Here is a 17,728-nt window from a genome sequence, read left to right on the forward strand (position 1 = left end):
ACGCATATTCGATGAAGTTTGAATGCGCAATCGCCGCAAACCGCCTATTCTGCCCCCATCAAAAATGGAGGAACGCCATGCGCGTGTTTTATGATCGCGATTGCGATGTGAACCTGATCAAGGACAAAAAGGTCGCCATTCTGGGCTACGGCTCGCAAGGTCACGCCCATGCGCTGAACCTGCGCGACTCGGGCGCCAAGAACGTCGTCGTCGCGCTGCGCGAGGGTTCGCCCTCGGCCAAGAAAGCCGAAGGCGAAGGCCTCAAGGTGATGGGGATCGCCGAAGCCGCCGCCTGGTGCGACGTGATCATGTTCACCATGCCCGACGAGCTGCAGGCCGAGACCTACAAGAAATACGTCCATGACAACCTGCGCGAAGGCGCGGCGATCGCTTTCGCCCACGGCCTGAACGTGCATTTCGGCCTGATCGAGCCGAAGCCGGGCATCGACGTGATCATGATGGCGCCGAAAGGCCCGGGCCACACCGTGCGCGGCGAATACACCAAGGGCGGCGGCGTGCCCTGCCTGTTTGCCGTCCACAATGACGCGACCGGCAAGGCGCAGGACATCGCGCTGAGCTACTGCTCGGCGATCGGCGGCGGCCGCTCGGGCATCATCGAGACGAACTTCCGTCAGGAATGCGAAACCGACCTGTTCGGCGAGCAGGCCGTGCTTTGCGGCGGTCTGGTCGAGCTGATCCGCATGGGCTTCGAAACCCTCGTGGAAGCCGGTTACGAGCCGGAAATGGCCTATTTCGAGTGCCTGCACGAAGTGAAGCTGATCGTGGACCTGATCTACGAAGGCGGCATCGCGAACATGAACTACTCGATCTCGAACACCGCCGAATATGGCGAATACGTTTCGGGCCCGCGCATCCTGCCCTATGACGAGACGAAAGCCCGGATGAAAGCCGTGCTGACCGACATCCAGACCGGCAAATTCGTGCGCGATTTCATGCAGGAAAACGCCGTCGGCCAGCCGTTCTTCAAGGCCACCCGTCGCATCAACGACGAGCATCAGATCGAGCAAGTCGGCGCGAAACTGCGCGCGATGATGCCCTGGATCGCCAAGGGCAAGATGGTCGACCGTTCGCGCAACTGATCGGCGCGACAGGACTTCGGGGGGGCGCCTTGCGGGGCGCCCCTTTTTCGTTCAGGGTCGGCGCAAAGGAGAGACCGATGAGCGAATTGAACGAAAAGCAGCTTGAAGCGCTGGCGCGCGAGCGCGCCAAGATCTTCACCCCCGGCTGGTTTGCCGATCTTTTCGGCGCAAGGCTCGGATTCGGCGATACATTCTGGCTTGGGCTCTTCGGCGTGATGCTCTTCGTCGTGCCCGCCGTGGTGCTGATTGCCGGCATGCTTTACGCCGAGGCGCCCGGGGCGATGATGCCCTTCCTGCGCGTCGTCGCCGGGCTTTATGCGCTCTGGACGCTCGGCGTGCTGCGGGCGCTTTTGCGGATTGGCGCCCGCGGTGGCTATCCGATCGTCGGGCTGATCGTGACGGCTGGGATTGCCGTTTACGGGCTTTACGCCGCCGTCACGCTCTAACCCTCAGGCGGTGGCTTGTTCCACCGCCGCCACGATCCCCTCGACCGTTTCGGCCAGAAGACCCGCATCTTCGCATTCAGCCATCACCCGGATGAGTGGTTCCGTGCCCGATTTCCGAATCAGGATCCGGCCCTGACCGGCGATCTTGCCTTCTGCTGCAGCTATCACTTTTCGAACATTTTCGTTTTCAAGCGGCAGCTGACCGGCCTTGAACTTTACGTTTTTCAACATCTGCGGCACGGTCTCAAATTGACGCGTCAGCTCCGAAGCGCGCTGCCCGGTCTGGGCCATCGCCGCCAGAAACTGCAGCCCGGCCATGAGACCGTCGCCCGTCGTCGCGTAATCGGTCATCACGATATGGCCCGATTGCTCGCCGCCAAGGTTGAAACCGCCTGCGCGCATCCGCTCGACCACATAGCGGTCGCCGACCGCCGTGCGTTCTAGTCCGACACCGCGCCCGGTCAGGAAGCGTTCCAGACCCAGGTTCGACATCACCGTGGCCACGAGGGCGCCACCGCGCAAAAGCCCCGCCTCCGCCCAGCGCGCGGCAAACAGCGCCATGATCTGATCGCCATCGGCCACCATGCCGTGCTCGTCGAGGATCATCACCCGGTCGGCATCGCCGTCGAGCGAGATCCCCAGATCCGCCCCATGCGCCACCACTGCCTCGGCCGCGGTCTGGGTATGGGTCGAGCCGCATTTCTCGTTGATGTTCAGACCGTTGGGCTTGGTGCCGATCTCGATCACCTCGCAACCCAGCTCCCACAGAACCTGCGGCGCGGCCTTGTAGGCGGCGCCATGCGCGCAATCCACAACGACCTTCAGCCCCGAAAGCCGGTCGCGCGCCGGGAAGGTGGTCTTGGCATATTCGACGTAGCGGCCAAGCCCGTCGTCGATCCGCTTCGCGCGCCCGATGTTCTGCGGCTGCGCCAGACGGACTTCCCCCGCAACCAGCGCTTCGATCTCCATCTCCGCCTCGTCGGAAAGCTTGAAGCCATCGGGGCCGAAGAACTTGATGCCATTGTCTTTTGCCGGGTTATGGCTGGCCGAGATCATGATCCCCAGATCCGCCCGCATCGAGCGCGTCAGATAGCCCACCGCAGGTGTCGGAACCGGGCCAAGCAGCAGCACGTTCATGCCGGTCGAGGTCAGCCCCGCCGTCAACGCGTTTTCCAGCATGTAACCCGACAGCCGGGTGTCCTTGCCGATCACCACGCGATGCCCGTTGCGCCCGTCGCGGCGGAAATACCGCCCCGCCGCCGCGCCCAGCTTCAGCGCCATTTCCGCCGTCATCGGCCAGGTATTGGCCTCGCCCCGAACCCCGTCGGTGCCGAAAAGCTTCCGCGTCATGGTGTGCAACCTCGTGTGATAGCGTCGAAAAGCCGGATGCCTTGCGCAATCTCGGCAACGTCGTGAACCCGGTGCATCTGCACCCCCTGCGCAAGCCCGCAAAGCGTCACGGCCAGCGTTCCGGGGGCGCGCGCATCGGCCTGATCGACCCCGGCGATGGTGCCGATGAAGCGTTTACGCGACACGCCCAAAAGGATCGGGCAGCCAAGGCCGTGAAAGAGCGAGAGCCCCCGCAGCAGCGTCAGGTTATGCGCGACGGTCTTGCCAAAACCGATGCCGGGGTCCAGCAGCACGCGGGACCGGTCGATCCCTGCCGCTTCGGCCGCCAGAACCCGCGCTTCCAGATGGTCGTAAACGTCAAGCAGCACATCGTCATAGCGCGGCTCGGCTTGCATCGTCGCGGGCGTGCCCTGCGCGTGCATCAGGCACAGAGCGGCGTCCGATCCCGCCACCGTCGCCGCCATCGCGCTATCAAAGAGCATCGCCGAGACGTCGTTCACCAGCCCTGCCCCCGCCGCCATGGCCGCCGCGGCCACCGGGGCCTTGCGGGTGTCGATCGAGATCGGCGGCGCGAAACCCTGCGCGCGCAGGGCGGCAATCACCGGAGCTGTGCGGGAAATCTCTTCTGCGACAGGCACTTCCGCCGCGCCGGGACGGGTCGACTCACCGCCGATGTCAAGGATATCTGCCCCGGCCGCCGCCAGCGCCCGGGCCTGTGCCAGCGCCGCCGCGGGCGCGTCGAACCGGCCGCCATCGGAAAAGCTGTCGGGCGTCACGTTCAGAATGCCCATGACCGAGGGCCGGTCAAAGGCGATCCCCGCCAGCGGCGCCCGCGGGGCGGTGAGCCGCGTCAACACCTCGGGCGGCAGATCGGCGGCAGCGACAAGCCCTCGCGAGCCGGCGCGCGTCAGAACTTCGGCATGGGTGAACCAGCACCAGCCTCCGGCCAGCGGCAGGGCCGTGGCGGGCCGGATGGCATCGGTTTGGGCGATGGGGCGAAACCAAGTTTTCATGCGTCTCTCATCGCCAAAGAGCCGCCGCTTGGCAAGGTGAAGCGGCGCTTAACGCCCGATCGAAACCACCGGCACGCGACTTCCCGCCGGGGCTGAAACATCGCCGTGAAGCTCGAGCCGGGTCGCGGCCATCTGCTCGGCGAGCCACAGGATCAGCGTGCCGGTGTCGCGCACGGCCCCCTTCGGGCCATCGACCGCATCCAGAACGATTTTCGAGGGCGCCCAGACCAGCATCTGGCCCCGCCGCATCGCCCAGTCGATCTCGGTCCGCGTCGCGACGACGACGCAGCGCGGATCACGCGCCGCCAGAACCCAGGCGTTCTGCTCGATCGCCAGCAGATCGATGCGCCGCTGCGTCGGCCGGTGCCCGGTCTCGGGCGGGGCGTTCGCGGGCATGCCCACGGCCAGAATCACCGGCGCGCCCGAGGCCGCCAGCCGGTCGAGCCGGTCGGACAGATCCGGCGCCGAAATCACATCATTCGACAGATAGGCGACGACCGGATGCAGCGTGGCATCCTCGTCAAGCGCCTTCACCGGCACCGAGGCCCGCGAGCGCACGATTTCAACGCCAAGCGCCCCGGGGCCACGGTCCAGCTTTTCGATGCGCACGAAGACCCGCATCGCACGCGGCTGCGCCAGGATCCGCTCCGCCACCCGCTCGGCCAGCGTTTCGAGCAGATTGAGCCGCTCGGCCGCCAGTTCCGCCGCAATCGCCTCGGTGATGCGATCATAAGACAGGATGCGATCCACATCATCTTCGAGCGGCCCCGTTTCCGGTGTCACCTCGACCACGACGTTGAAATTCAGCCGCTGACCATGGCCGCGCTCTTGCTGGAAGGCGCCGATATCGGCCAGCACGACATGGTCGCGCAGGCTGATCCGGTCGCGCGGATCGGCGGGCGCCGAGGCGAGCGCGCGCTCTTCGGGATGGGCGAAGGCAAGAGACGTATCGGAGTGCATGAAGGCCACCTTTCGCCCCCAGATATAGAAAGGGGGTGGACCGAAGCCCACCCCGAAACGTCATTCGCGACGGCGGTTGCGACCTACTGGAGCGCCGCGGTCTGCAAGGCGCGGCGGTAGAAGGTATGCGCGCCGATCTGCGCCGTGCGTTGATAGCTGCGCGTCCAGGTCGGACGCACGCCGCGGGTGTGGAAGAAAGTCGCCCCGGCGGTCAGACGCCGCGGCGCGCCGTCAATCATCGCACGGGCGATCTTGGCGGCCTGATCCCAGGCCTCGCGGTCACTGGCCTGATCCGAGCGGCCGTCACAGGTCCAGCTGAAGGCACAGCCCCCGCGACCGCCCTGCCCGACCACCCCGCAGATCGTCTTCGGAAACCGCGGATCTTCGAGCCGGTTCAGAACCACCTCGGCCACCGCGACTTGCCCCTGCACGCTCTCGCCACGGGCTTCGTGGTAGATTGTCTGCGCAAGGCATTGGAATTGCGCATCTCCGCGGGCGTGGGGTTGCGCGGCAAGCCAAGCCTCGCTGATCTCCGCGGGCGCTTTGACGGGCTCTTCGCGGCTCCAAGGCCAACTCCGTTTCGCAGGAGCGGCGGTGATGGCGGCCACCCTGTCGGGGGGAACCGAACTCAATCCCACCCGTTCCTGGAACAGAAGCTGCACGAGCCCCTGTTCGGCAACCGCCGTCGGATCGTTCGACTGGCTTACCGTCGTTTCGGCACGCGAGCCTCCGGCGAGGGCCAGGAGGATCATCGCTCCCCCAGTCCAGCTTTTCAGCGCTGACATGATCTTCTTTCGATAAGGACAATCGCCCCGGCCCAAGGACCGCGACGGCATGGGCATAGCCCAGCAAAGATGAAGATGTCCACCAAGCGAAAGCGCGCGATCACATTCCACCGCAAAAGCGGCGGAAATCCGCGCAAGGAAGAGGCCCGACTCACCCCTCGGGTTACTAAATGCGACTAAAGGTAACGCAAGAAAAACGCCAGAGGTTTTGTTCCGTTAACCTCGTTTTCACGCAACATTTTGCGTCAAAACCGATTCCTGGGAGCCAGAAGCGCGAAATGTGCGCCTGCCAACCGGGCAACCGGCACCCTGAAAGGTGAACACGAGACATAATCGAACCCGGCGGCCCGACAGAAGGCGATTGATTCGGGGTTACCGCCGTGTTCACCACAGACCGAGATGGTCACATCCCGCCGCGCAGCCTTGCCGCGCGAGGCGCCCATGAGCAGCAATTCCCCCACCCCTTCGACATCGAGGATGTGGAACGGGTCCTCGGCATAGACGTGCTGATTGACGTAAGCCGACATGAACCGGCCCGCATCGTCGCGCGAGAGACCATAGGTCATCTGCGTCAGGTCGTTGGTCCCGAAGGACAGGAAATTCGCATGTTGCGCGATCTCGCCCGCCCGCAACGCGGCGCGCGGCGTTTCCACCATCACCCCCAGACGATAGGCGAAATCCGCCTTCATCTCGTTGCGCACGGCGCTGGCGACGGCATCGATGCGGGTCTTGACGATCTCGACCTCGCGCGCGGCAGAGACGAGCGGGATCATCACCTCGGGCACCACGGGGGCGCCGCGACGGCTGGCCTCGACGGTCGCCTCGAAGATCGCGCGGGCCTGCATGTCGTAGATCTCGGGCACGGTCACACCCAGACGCACGCCGCGCATCCCCAGCATCGGGTTGAATTCCGACAAAGCCTCGACGCGCCGGGTGACTTCAGACAGCGGCCGGTCAAGCGCCTCGGCCAGTTCGCGCAGCCCCTCGCGGTCATGCGGCAGGAATTCGTGCAGCGGCGGGTCGAACAGCCGGATGCAGACGGGCTGGCCCGCCATGATATCGAAAAGCGCAATGAAGTCCGCGCGTTGCATCGGCAACAGACGATCAAGCGCCACCCGCCGGTCGTTCGGCGTGTCGGCAAAGATCATCTCGCGCATCACCGTCAGGCGGTCTTCGTCAAAGAACATGTGCTCGGTCCGGCACAGCCCGATGCCGTCGGCATTGAACATCCGCGCGGTGCGGGCATCGTCGGGCGTGTCGGCGTTCGCGCGAATGCCGATGTCGCAGACCGTCTCGGCCCAGCGCAAGAGCGTGCGGAAGCCGTCGTCGAGCGCCGGTTCCAGCATTTCCGCCGCGCCCGCCAGCACCTCGCCATTGCTGCCATCGACCGTGATCAGCTCGCCTTCAAGGAAGGTGCGGCCATCGGGGCCGCGCAGCGAGCGGTCACGGGAATTGATCTGCACCTCGGTGCAGCCGACAATGCAGGGCAGACCGAGACCGCGGGCGATCACCGCCGCGTGGCTGGTCATGCCGCCGCGTTCGGTCAGCACGGCAACGGCCGCATGCATGCCGCGGATATCCTCGGGGCCGGTTTCGCGCCGCACGAGGATACAGGGCTCGCCACGGGCGGCGCTGGCCTGCGCGGCGGTGGCGGTAAAGACGATCCGGCCCACGGCGGCACCGGGGCTGGCCGCGATGCCACGCGCAAAGCGGTCGCGCGGCGCGCGCGGATCCACTTGATAGTGCAGCAGTTCCGTCAGCGCCCGGGGTTCCACGCGCAGCAGCGCATCCTCGCGGGTGATGATCCCGTCCTCGGCCAAAGCCACCGCGATCTTCACCGTCGCCCGGGCCGAGCGCGCGACGCGCACCGCATCGATCACCGAAATCCGCCCGCCCTCGACGGCGAATTCCAGCTGCATTTCCTCGCGCAGCCGCGCCCGGCAGGCGCTGCCATAGCCGCGCAGCACCGAAAACAGCTCGGGCGCCAGTTCTTCCAGCGAGAGCCCGCGCGGATCGCGGGTCAGAAACAGCGTGTCATCGGAAATCGAGCGCCCCTGCGACTGGCCGCGAAACCGGCCCATGATCCGTGGCGCACCGGTGACGCTGTCCACGAATTGCATCGTGCCCGAGCCGGAAATCCCCGGCCCGATCCCCAAGGCCATGCGCTGCACCAGAAGGCCCAGCACCGCATCGGGCGGCGCCCCCTTGGCCTGACGCAGCAGCCGCGCCGTCGTGCCCTCCCAGGCCCGCGACATCGAGCGCAGCACCTCGGCCAGCTGCCGGGCCGGGTCTTGCGGGAAAGGCTCGTCGGTTTCGGCATGATAGGCCGAAAGCGCGGCCGCCAAGGCGCCGTCGCCCGGGCCCGCGTGGAACATGTCGGGGTCAAGCCGCGCGACATGGGTCGCGTAGCTTTGCACGAAGCGCAGATAAAGCGCATCGGCGGCCTCGCGCCCGTGGCTGTCGGTAAGCCGCGCATGCATCGCGTCGTTCATGCCGACATTCAGAACAGTCCCCGGCCCGCCCCATTCGGGGTTTTCCGGGCTCGAGCGGACGGAAACAAGGAAATCACTGCCGAAAACCGCCGCGATGCGGGCGGTGTCCGGCATCTGCCCCGAGGCGATGGCGCGGACGGTTTCGACCGGAAGCGCAACCGTCGTCGGCACCGGCAGATCGAGCCGGATCAGCCGTTGCAGACACTTCGCCCGCCAGCCGTGCCGGGTGGCTTGCACCGGCGCAGCGGGGGAGAGTTCCACGAACTCGGTGAAGTCGGCGATTTTCTGCATTGCGGCAATTCCCTGACCTGCGCAGGATAGGCCGAATTGTGACAGGCGCAAGAGTGACCTTGGGGCGCGACTGTCAGACCTTCGTGTTGTGTCCCGCCGGAGGCGCCTCCGGCGGGGATATTTTCGGCAAGATAAAGATCAGCCTTCGAGTTTCGTCAGATCGGCGACCGAAAGGCAGATCTGCCGGATGCGCGACAGCAGGTTGAGCCGGTTGCGCCGCACGATCGGGTTTTCGGCGTTGATCTGCACCGCGGTGAAGAAGGCGTCGATGGGGGCGCGCAGCTTCGCCATCTCGGCCATCGCCGTGGCGAAATCCTCGGCCTTCATCGCCGGGGCAAGCGCCGCCTCGGCCGCATCCAGCGCCGCGAAGAGGGTTTTCTCTTCCTCGGCTTCGGCGAATTTCACATCGGCGCCGAAGGAGTACTCGACCCCGTCCTTCGCCTCGGCTTGCGTCAGGATGTTGTTCGCCCGCTTGAAGCCCAGGATCAGGTTCGGGCCATCCTCGGTCTTGAGGAAGGCACTCAGCGCCTCGGCCCGTTTCACGACAAGCGTCAGGTCGTCATTGCCGGGCATGGCGAGCACGGCGTCGATGACGTCGTGACGGATGCCCTCGTCCTTCAGGAAGACCTTGAGACGGTCATGGAAGAAGGAGAGGAGATTAGCGCCAGGGTGCGGAACATTTTGTAAGTCAATCTGCAACAGGCGGCGAACAAAATCGCTCGGCCCGGAACGTTCCCGCTTCTCTTCGGCGATTTTAGATCGCCAGTCTTGGAAAACCGAGACGGGGACACCGAGCCGCATTGCAGCTTCGGCATCTGCGTCATGCTCTTCACCCTCAATTTCCCAGCGAAGCTGTTGGTCAAAAGGCTCGTAGCCGGACAAGATTATATCCAAAAGGGGCAGGCGAACATTGTTCAAAAGCACAAGCCTTACGACTCCCAGCGCCGCTCGGCGCAGGGCAAAGGGGTCTTTCGAACCGGTGGGCTTCTCGTCAATCCACCAGAAGCCGGTCAGCGTGTCGATCTTGTCGGCCAAGGCCACCGCCACGGTCACCGGCTCGGACGGCACGGCGTCGGACGGACCCAGCGGCGAGTAATGGCCCTTGCAGGCATTGGCGATCTCCTCGGACAGGTCCTGCGCGCGGGCGTAATAGCTGCCCATCAGACCTTGCAATTCAGGGAACTCACCAACCATCGCAGACCGCAGGTCGGATTTCACCACAAGCGCGGCCTTTTCGGCCTGATCCGGGTCGGCGCCCACCAGCGGCGCAATCTCGCGCGCCAGCGCAGCGATCCGGTCGATCCGGGCCGCCTGCGAGCCGAGCTTGTTGTGGAAGGTCACGTTCGCCAGCCCAGCGCCCATGCCCTCAAGCCCCTCGGTCTTCACCACCCGCAGGTCGTGCTCCCAGAAGAACCGCGCGTCCGACAGCCGCGCCGAAAGCACCTTGAGGTTGCCCTTGAGGATCGTCGCGCCGTGATCCGCAGTTTCGCGGTTCGCGACGGTGACAAAGCCCTCGATCCGGCCGGTCTTCGGGTTCTTCACCGAGAAGAACTTCTGATGCTCCCGCATCGAGGTTTGCAGCACCTCGGGCGGCAGATGCAGGAAGTCTTCCGCAATCGCCCCCATCAGCGCGACCGGGAATTCGACCAGCCCCGCGACCTCGGTCAAAAGACCTTTGTCTTCAACGAGCTCCAGCCCCTGCGCGAAGGCAAGCTGGGTCGCGTCGTGCCAGATCATCGCCTCGCGTTCGGCGCTGTCCAGCACCACCTTGGCCGCTTTCAGCTTCGCGGCGTAATCGTCAAAGCCGGTGACGACAAAGCGATCCGGCGCCATGAAGCGATGCCCGGCGGTGGTGTTGCCCGATTGGATGCCATCCACATCCAGATCAACGACCGAAGCCCCGGTGTCGTCCGACAGAAGGCACAGGATCGAATGCAGCGGGCGCACCCATTTCAGCGTGCCATTGCCCCAGCGCATCGACTTCGGCCAAGGGAAAGTGCGGATCGTCTTTTCCAGCACCTCGGCCACGATCGCGGGCGCGGCACGGCCGGGCTTTTCGATCACCGCGAAATAGACCTGCCCCTTCTTGTCGTCGCGCTTTTCCAGCTGATCGAGCGTCAGCCCGGTCGAGCGCAGGAAGCCCTGCACCGCGGCCTCGGGCGCGGTCGTCGCCGGGCCCTTGCGTTCTTCGCGCAGGGTCGGGCTTTCGGTCGAGAGCCCGTCGAGCGCCAGCACCAGACGGCGCGGCGTCGAGAAGGCCTGCGCATGGCCATAGGTCAGACCGGCCTCGACCAGACCCTCGGTCACCATCTTGCGCAGCGTCTCGCGGGCCATCGCCTGCATGCGCGCCGGGATTTCTTCCGAGAAAAGTTCGATCAGCAGTTCGGGCATGTCAGTTTTTCCCCGCAAGGTCATTCGGTTGCTGCCAGACATAGGCCCGGCCATCGGGATAGACGGCGACGACACGATCGACGCCGGGGGCGATATTGCGCGCGCCAAGGAAGGCCAACGCCGAGCCCGAGGCCAGATCGGCCCCGATCTGCGCGGCGTCAAAACAGGGCGGTGCCTGCGGCACGGGCCGGGGCTCGGCCGCATCATAGACGGCGAAGGTCTCGGTCAGGAGCGCAAGCGACAGCGGCGTGTGAAAACAGCCCAGCGACCCCTCGCCCGCCTGCCACGCGTCGGTCAGGATCGGCTCGGGCTGGCCGGTTTCGATCGCCGTCAGCGCCACCTCGGTCGGCGCCGAGGCGACGGCACCGGAGACCAGCGCCAAAGTGGCCGCGACAGGCAGAAGCGGTGTCACGCCTGCGCCTCCGGCGTCCAGCCCCCCGCCGTGGTGGTGACGAAGGCATCGGCGCATTTCTTCGCAAGCGCACGGACGCGGCCGATATAGGCCTGACGTTCGGTGACCGAAATCACGCCGCGCGCATCGAGCAGGTTGAACAGATGCGAGGCCTTGATGCACTGGTCATAGGCCGGATGAGCCATGACGATGCGCTTGCCGGAATTCGGATCCTCGGCCGGGAAGGACAAAAGCCGCTCGCATTCCGCCTCGGCATCAAGGAAGTGTTGCAGCAGCACCTCGGTATTCGCGCCATCGAAGTTGTGACGGGAATATTCTTCCTCGGTTTGGCGGAAGATGTCGCCGTATTTGAGCGGGATCGGCGAGGCAGGATCGTTGAAGGGCATATCCATGACGTGATCGATGCCCAGCACATACATGGCAAGGCGTTCCAGACCATAGGTCAGCTCGCCCGAGACCGGCTTGCAGTCGTGCCCGCCCACTTGCTGGAAATAGGTGAACTGGCTGACTTCCATGCCGTCGCACCAGACCTCCCATCCAAGCCCCCAGGCGCCCAGCGTCGGGCTTTCCCAGTCGTCCTCGACGAAGCGGATGTCATGCAGGCCCAGATCGATGCCGATCGCCTCAAGCGAACCAAGATACAGCGCCTGCAGATCGGGCGGGCTCGGTTTGATCAGCACCTGATATTGGTAATAATGCTGCAGCCGGTTCGGGTTCTCGCCATAGCGGCCATCGGTCGGCCGACGCGAGGGCTGCACATAGGCCGCGGCCCAGGGCTGGCTGCCAAGGCTGCGCAACGTGGTCGCCGGGTGGAAGGTGCCCGCCCCCACTTCCATGTCATAGGGCTGCAGGACCGCGCAGCCCTTCGAGGACCAATAGGTCATCAGCCGCAGGATGATTTCCTGAAACGAGCGGGGCGCTGCCATGTGTCACCTGTCCTCTTGCGAAACGCCCTCTCTCTAGGCAAGGGGCGGCACAGGGTCAACGGGGCCAAGCACCGGATGCGGCCTTGGCCTGTGGAAAATGCGGCGATTTGGGGGGTGACGCGGGCGCGCATCCTGTTAGTTTGCGCCAAACGCGGGGCGGAACTGTTGCAGGGGGCATTATGGGGTCGGGAATACGGCGGTCGCGGACGGCGAACGTGCTGGGTGCGGGCGTGCTGGGTCTGACGCTGACGGTCTGGGCGGCAATGGCGATGGCCGAAACGTCCTGGGTGCAGATCGAGGCCCTTCCGACGCGCGATCAGGCGGAAAAGCGGCTGCACGATCTGTCGACCACCTTCCCCGATGCGGCCGGTTTCGCCATGCAAGGCGGCTGGTATGGCATCGCCCTTGGCCCCTATGACACGCCCGAAGTCGCCGCCGAGGCGCTGCGCCAGCTGCGCAACGCGGGCACGATCCCGGCCGACAGCTATGTGTCGGATGGAACGCGCTATCAAAACCAGTTCTGGCCGGTGGGCACGACGACCACGCCCCCTGCCCCGACTGTGACCGATCCGGCCGTTCCCGCAACGCCCGCCCCGGTCGCCGAGCCCGCCCCGCCCCCCGCCGAGACGCTGGAAGATGCCCGCCGCGCCGAAGAGGCGATGGGTCGCGAGGGACGGATGCAGATTCAGGAAGCGCTTGAATGGGTGGGCGTCTATTCCGGCGGCGTCGATGGCGCCTTCGGCAAGGGCACCCGCGCCTCGATCGCGGCATGGCAGGACAGCCATGGGTACGAGCCGACCGGCGTGCTGAAATCGGCGGAGATGAAAAGTCTTCTGGACACCGTGACGGGCGAGAAATCCGCCCTTGGCATCACGCCGGTCGAGGAAACCAAGGCGGGCATCGGCATCGACCTGCCGCTCGGCCTGGTCGAATTCGACCATTACGACCCGCCCTTCGTGCATTACCGCGCCAAGGGGAATTCCGGGGTCAAGGTGCTGCTGATCTCGGAACCGGGCGATCAGAACACGCTTTACGGGCTTTACGATGCGATGGCCTCGCTCGAAATCGTGCCGACGACCGGCCCGCGCGAGCGCGGCAAGGCCGGGTTCTCGCTGGTGGGCGAGGATGCGCAGATCCATTCGGTGACCGAGGTGACGCTCTCGAAAGGGCTGATCAAGGGCTTCACGCTCGTCTATCCGGCCAAGGATGCGCCGCGGATGGCGCGGGTGCTGGCGGCGATGAAGAAAAGCTTCAAGCCGCTGGGCGAAACCGCGCTCGACCCGACCCTGGGTCAGCCGATGGCGGTGGGCCGCAGCGATCTGATCGCCGGGCTTGACGTGCGCCACCCGGAATTTGCCCGCTCCGGGCTGTTCCTTGATGCAAAAGGTGCGGTGCTGACCGCGGCCGAGGGGCTGGAGACCTGCACCAAGGTCACGATCGAGGATGTTCCGGCCAAGATCGCCTTCACCGATCCGCGCCTTGGCGTGGCGGTGCTGCTGCCGCAAGACCCGATCGCCCCGCCCGCCGTCGCCCGGTTCGAGACCGTCGCGGCGGGTCCGGGCGCGCCTCTGGCGGTTGCGGGCTTCTCCTATCCCGAGGCGATGTCGGCCCCGGTCGTCAGCTTCGGCACGCTCTCGGATCTGACCGGGCTGGCGGGCGAGGCCGACCGCGCGCGGCTGGCGGTGCACACCCTGCCGGGCGATGTCGGCGGGCCGGTGCTCGATGGCGCGGGCGCGGTTCTGGGCGTCGTGCTGCCGCGCGGCGGGGCGGATACGAAGCTTCTGCCGCCCGACATGACGGTTGCCGTGCAGACCGCGGCGCTGGTGCCGGTGCTGGCCGAAAAGGGCTTCGCGCCGCTTGCGGCCGAGGCCGAAGGCACGCTTGCAGCCGAAGATATCTCGGCTTTGGCGCAAGGGATCACCACGCAGATCGCCTGCTGGAAATAGCGCCGCGACCGAAGCGGCAAACGGCAGATCGGAAACGACAAGGGTTTTGCAAACCCCCCGAAATTGGCCAGTTAATTTGCCCGATTTCGCAATTTTGCCTTGCGCCGCGTTGCGGCGCCGTTAGGTTTCGCCGTGACCGCCCGCATTGCGGGGTGCGTTTTCGGGGAGACCTCACATGTTCGAAAAGATTCTGGTCGCGAACCGCGGCGAGATTGCCATCCGCGTGCTGCGCGCCGCCAACGAACTCGGCAAGAAGACGGTCGCCGTCTATGCCGAAGAAGACAAGCTCAGCCTGCACCGTTTCAAATCCGACGAGGCCTACCGCATCGGCGCGGGGCTCTCGCCCGTCGGCGCCTATCTGAGCATTGACGAGATCATCCGCGTGGCCAAGGAGTCGGGCGCCGACGCGATCCACCCGGGCTATGGCCTGCTGTCGGAAAACCCCGAATTCGTCGAAGCCTGCGATGCGGCGGGCATCACCTTCATCGGCCCGAAAGCGGCCACGATGCGCGCGCTTGGCGACAAGGCCTCGGCGCGCAAGGTCGCGATGGCGGCGGGCGTGCCGGTCATTCCGGCGACCGAAGTGCTGGGCGATGATTTCGACGCGATCAAGCGCGAGGCCGCCGAGATCGGCTATCCCCTGATGCTGAAAGCCAGCTGGGGTGGCGGCGGGCGCGGCATGCGTCCGATCCTTGGGCCCGATGAACTTGTCGAAAAGGTGCGCGAGGGCCGCCGCGAGGCCGAGGCCGCCTTCGGCAATGGCGAGGGCTATCTGGAAAAGATGATCCTGCGCGCCCGGCACGTCGAAGTGCAATTGCTCGGCGACAGCCACGGCGGGCTTTACCACCTTTATGAGCGCGACTGCACCGTGCAGCGGCGCAACCAGAAGGTCGTCGAACGCGCCCCCGGCCCCTATCTGAGCGAGGAACAACGCGCCGAGGTCTGCGCGCTCGCGCTGAAGATCGGCAATGCCGTCGGCTATCAGAACGCGGGCACCGTCGAATTCCTGATGGATATGGACAGCCAGAAGTTCTACTTCATCGAAGTGAACCCGCGCGTTCAGGTCGAGCATACCGTGACCGAACAGGTCACCGGCATCGACATCGTGCAAAGCCAGATCCGCATCGCCGAAGGCGAGACGCTGGCGCAGGCGACCGGGGTGAAATCGCAGGCCGATGTGAAGCTGATGGGCCATGCGCTGCAATGCCGGGTCACCACCGAAGATCCCCAAAACAACTTCATCCCCGACTACGGCCGCCTGACCGCCTATCGCTCTGCCACCGGCATGGGCATTCGTCTCGATGGCGGCACGGCCTATGCGGGCGGCGTGATCACGCGCTATTATGACTCTCTGCTCGTCAAGGTCACCGCCTGGGCGCAGACCCCTGACCAGACGATCAAGCGGATGGACCGCGCGCTGCGCGAATTCCGCATCCGCGGCGTCAGCACGAACATCGACTTCGTCATCAACCTGCTCAAGCATCCGACCTTCCTCGACATGAGCTACACGACGAAGTTCATCGACACGACGCCGGATCTGTTTGCCTTCAAGAAGCGCCGTGACCGGGCGACGAAGATCCTGACCTACATCGCCGACATCTCGGTGAACGGTCACCCCGAGACCGCGGGCCGTCCGAAACCCTCGGCCGAGGCGAAGCCGCCGCGCCTGCCCGCCCTGCGCGGCCCGGTCACGCCCGGCACCCGCGACATGCTTGATGCGCAAGGCCCGAAAGCCGTGGCCGAGTGGATGAAGGATCAGAAAAAGCTCCTCATCACCGACACGACGATGCGCGACGGCCACCAGTCGCTTCTGGCCACCCGGATGCGCTCGATCGACATGATCAAGGCGGCACCGGTCTATGCGTCGAACCTGTCGGGCCTGTTCTCGGTCGAATGCTGGGGCGGCGCGACCTTTGACGTCGCTTACCGCTTCTTGCAGGAATGCCCGTGGCAGCGGCTGCGCGACATCCGCACGCGCATGCCCAACATCCTGACGCAGATGCTTCTGCGCGCCTCGAACGGGGTTGGCTACACCAACTACCCCGACAATGTGGTGCAGTTCTTCGTGAAACAGGCCGCGACCTCGGGCGTTGACGTGTTCCGCGTCTTCGACAGCCTGAACTGGGTCGAAAACATGCGCGTCGCGATGGATGCGGTCGTTGAAGCCAACAAGATCTGCGAAGGCACGATCTGCTACACCGGCGACATCCTGAACCCGGACCGGGCGAAATACGACCTGAAATACTATGTCGGCATGGCGAAGGAACTGGAGGCCGCGGGCGCCCATGTTCTGGGGCTGAAGGACATGGCGGGGCTTCTCAAACCCGCCGCCGCCCGCGCGCTGGTGACGGCGCTGAAAGAAGAGGTCGGCCTGCCGATCCACTTCCACACCCATGACACCAGCGGCATTGCAGGCGCCACCGTGCTGGCCGCGGCCGATGCCGGGGTGGATGCGATCGACGCGGCGATGGATGCCTTCTCGGGCGGCACCTCGCAGCCCTGCCTTGGCTCGATCGTCGAGGCGATGGCCCATACCGAGCGCGACACCGGGCTTGATATCGCCGCCATCCGCGAGATGTCGAACTACTGGGAAGGCGTGCGCCATCAATATGCGGCGTTCGAAAGCGGTCTCGAGGCCCCGGCCTCGGAAGTCTATCTGCACGAAATGCCCGGCGGGCAGTTCACCAACCTCAAGGCGCAGGCGCGCTCGCTGGGGCTTGAGGAACGCTGGCACGAGGTCGCGCAGGCCTATGCCGATGCGAACCAGATCTTCGGCGATATCGTGAAGGTCACGCCGTCCTCGAAAGTCGTGGGCGACATGGCCCTGATGATGGTGGCGCAAAACCTGACCAAGGACGACGTGCTGAACCCCGCCAAGGACATGGCCTTCCCCGATTCGGTGATCGACATGCTGAAGGGCAATCTCGGCCAACCGCCCGGCGGCTGGCCCGCGGCGATCGTGGCGAAGGTGCTGAAGGGCGAGACCCCCAGCACAGAGCGTCCGGGCAAGCATCTGCCCCCGGTCGATCTTGAAGCCGTGCGGGCGAAGCTGTCGGCCGAGATGGAAGGCCGCTCCGTCGATGACGAGGATCTGGCGGGGTATCTGATGTATCCCAAAGTCTTCCTCGACTACATGGGCCGCCATCGCACCTACGGCCCGGTGCGCACGCTGCCGACGCCGGTCTTCTTCTACGGCATGGCCCCGGGCTCGGAAATCTCGGCCGAGATCGACCCCGGCAAGACGCTGGAAATCCGGCTGCAGACCGTGGGCGAGACCGACGAGACGGGCGATGCCAAGGTCTTCTTCGAGCTCAATGGCCAGCCGCGCGCGGTGCGGGTGCCGAACCGTCAGGTCAAGGCCGCGACGAAGGCGAAGCCGAAGGCCGATCCGGCGAATGCGGGCCATATCGGCGCGCCGATGCCCGGCTCGATCGCGGCAGTGGCGGTGACGGTCGGCCAGAAGGTCCGTCCGGGCGATCTGATGCTGACGATCGAGGCGATGAAGATGGAAACCGGCCTGCATGCCGACCGCGAAGCCACGGTGAAAGCGCTGCATGTGGCTCCGGGCGCGCAGATCGACGCGAAAGACCTGCTGATCGAGCTGGAATGATCTGGA

12 protein-coding genes are annotated in these 17,728 nt (G+C 65.4%); 4 read left to right on the plus strand and 8 right to left on the minus strand.

The features are described from left to right. The first annotated feature begins 11 nt into the window (after nt 1-11). Together ilvC and ACTTAI_RS13635 are read left to right on the plus strand one after the other, a co-directional pair. Nucleotides 12-1,100 carry a ketol-acid reductoisomerase gene (gene ilvC / locus ACTTAI_RS13630; RefSeq protein ID WP_444452085.1) on the plus strand — a complete coding sequence of 363 codons (1,089 nt, stop codon included), beginning with the start codon at nt 12-14 and terminating at the stop codon, nt 1,098-1,100. Between the two features lie 77 nt (nt 1,101-1,177). Beyond that, nucleotides 1,178-1,546: a hypothetical protein gene (locus ACTTAI_RS13635; protein ID WP_444452086.1), complete on the plus strand. Its 369-nt coding sequence runs from the start codon at nt 1,178-1,180 to the stop codon at nt 1,544-1,546. Nucleotides 1,547-1,549: 3 nt separating this feature from the next. On the opposite strand, the gene glmM is transcribed toward ACTTAI_RS13635, so the two are convergent. The 8 genes from glmM to ACTTAI_RS13675 form a co-directional block, all read right to left on the minus strand. Further along, nucleotides 1,550-2,896: a phosphoglucosamine mutase gene (gene glmM, locus ACTTAI_RS13640; protein WP_444452087.1), complete on the minus strand. Its 1,347-nt coding sequence runs from the start codon at nt 2,894-2,896 to the stop codon at nt 1,550-1,552. Continuing rightward, nucleotides 2,893-3,909, minus strand: a complete 1,017-nt coding sequence (gene folP, locus ACTTAI_RS13645) for a dihydropteroate synthase (protein ID WP_444452088.1) — start codon at nt 3,907-3,909, stop codon at nt 2,893-2,895. The genes glmM and folP overlap by 4 nt, the downstream gene beginning before the upstream one ends. A 48-nt stretch (nt 3,910-3,957) precedes the next feature. Next, nucleotides 3,958-4,869 carry a dihydroneopterin aldolase gene (locus tag ACTTAI_RS13650; RefSeq protein ID WP_444452089.1) on the minus strand — a complete coding sequence of 304 codons (912 nt, stop codon included), beginning with the start codon at nt 4,867-4,869 and terminating at the stop codon, nt 3,958-3,960. Between the two features lie 83 nt (nt 4,870-4,952). After that, on the minus strand, nt 4,953-5,621 hold the full coding sequence (locus tag ACTTAI_RS13655) for a cell wall hydrolase (RefSeq protein ID WP_444452090.1): 669 nt from the start codon (nt 5,619-5,621) through the stop codon (nt 4,953-4,955). A gap of 278 nt (nt 5,622-5,899) precedes the next feature. Continuing rightward, a complete protein-coding gene (locus ACTTAI_RS13660) occupies nt 5,900-8,437 on the minus strand; it encodes a putative PEP-binding protein (protein WP_444452091.1) in 2,538 nt (845 codons plus the stop codon). A gap of 138 nt (nt 8,438-8,575) precedes the next feature. Further along, nucleotides 8,576-10,828 carry a glycine--tRNA ligase subunit beta gene (glyS, locus tag ACTTAI_RS13665; protein WP_444452092.1) on the minus strand — a complete coding sequence of 751 codons (2,253 nt, stop codon included), beginning with the start codon at nt 10,826-10,828 and terminating at the stop codon, nt 8,576-8,578. Nucleotide 10,829: 1 nt separating this feature from the next. Then, nucleotides 10,830-11,240: a DUF6446 family protein gene (locus ACTTAI_RS13670; RefSeq protein ID WP_444452093.1), complete on the minus strand. Its 411-nt coding sequence runs from the start codon at nt 11,238-11,240 to the stop codon at nt 10,830-10,832. Beyond that, nucleotides 11,237-12,166, minus strand: coding sequence for a glycine--tRNA ligase subunit alpha (locus ACTTAI_RS13675; RefSeq protein ID WP_444452094.1), 930 nt, complete (start codon nt 12,164-12,166; stop codon nt 11,237-11,239). Before ACTTAI_RS13675 ends, ACTTAI_RS13670 begins: the two co-directional genes overlap by 4 nt. 215 nt (nt 12,167-12,381) lie before the next feature. Between ACTTAI_RS13675 and ACTTAI_RS13680 the strand changes: the two genes are divergently transcribed. Continuing rightward, entirely contained in the window at nt 12,382-14,112 is a 1,731-nt protein-coding gene (locus ACTTAI_RS13680) for a peptidoglycan-binding protein (protein ID WP_444452095.1), read from the plus strand. Between the two features lie 175 nt (nt 14,113-14,287). Continuing rightward, complete coding sequence (locus ACTTAI_RS13685) at nt 14,288-17,722, plus strand: pyruvate carboxylase (RefSeq protein WP_444452096.1); 3,435 nt, start codon at nt 14,288-14,290, stop codon at nt 17,720-17,722. Nucleotides 17,723-17,728 lie beyond the last annotated feature (6 nt).

Origin of the sequence: Rhodobacter capsulatus, from assembly GCF_052363175.1 — a bacterium.
Classification (GTDB): domain Bacteria; phylum Pseudomonadota; class Alphaproteobacteria; order Rhodobacterales; family Rhodobacteraceae; genus Rhodobacter; species Rhodobacter capsulatus_D.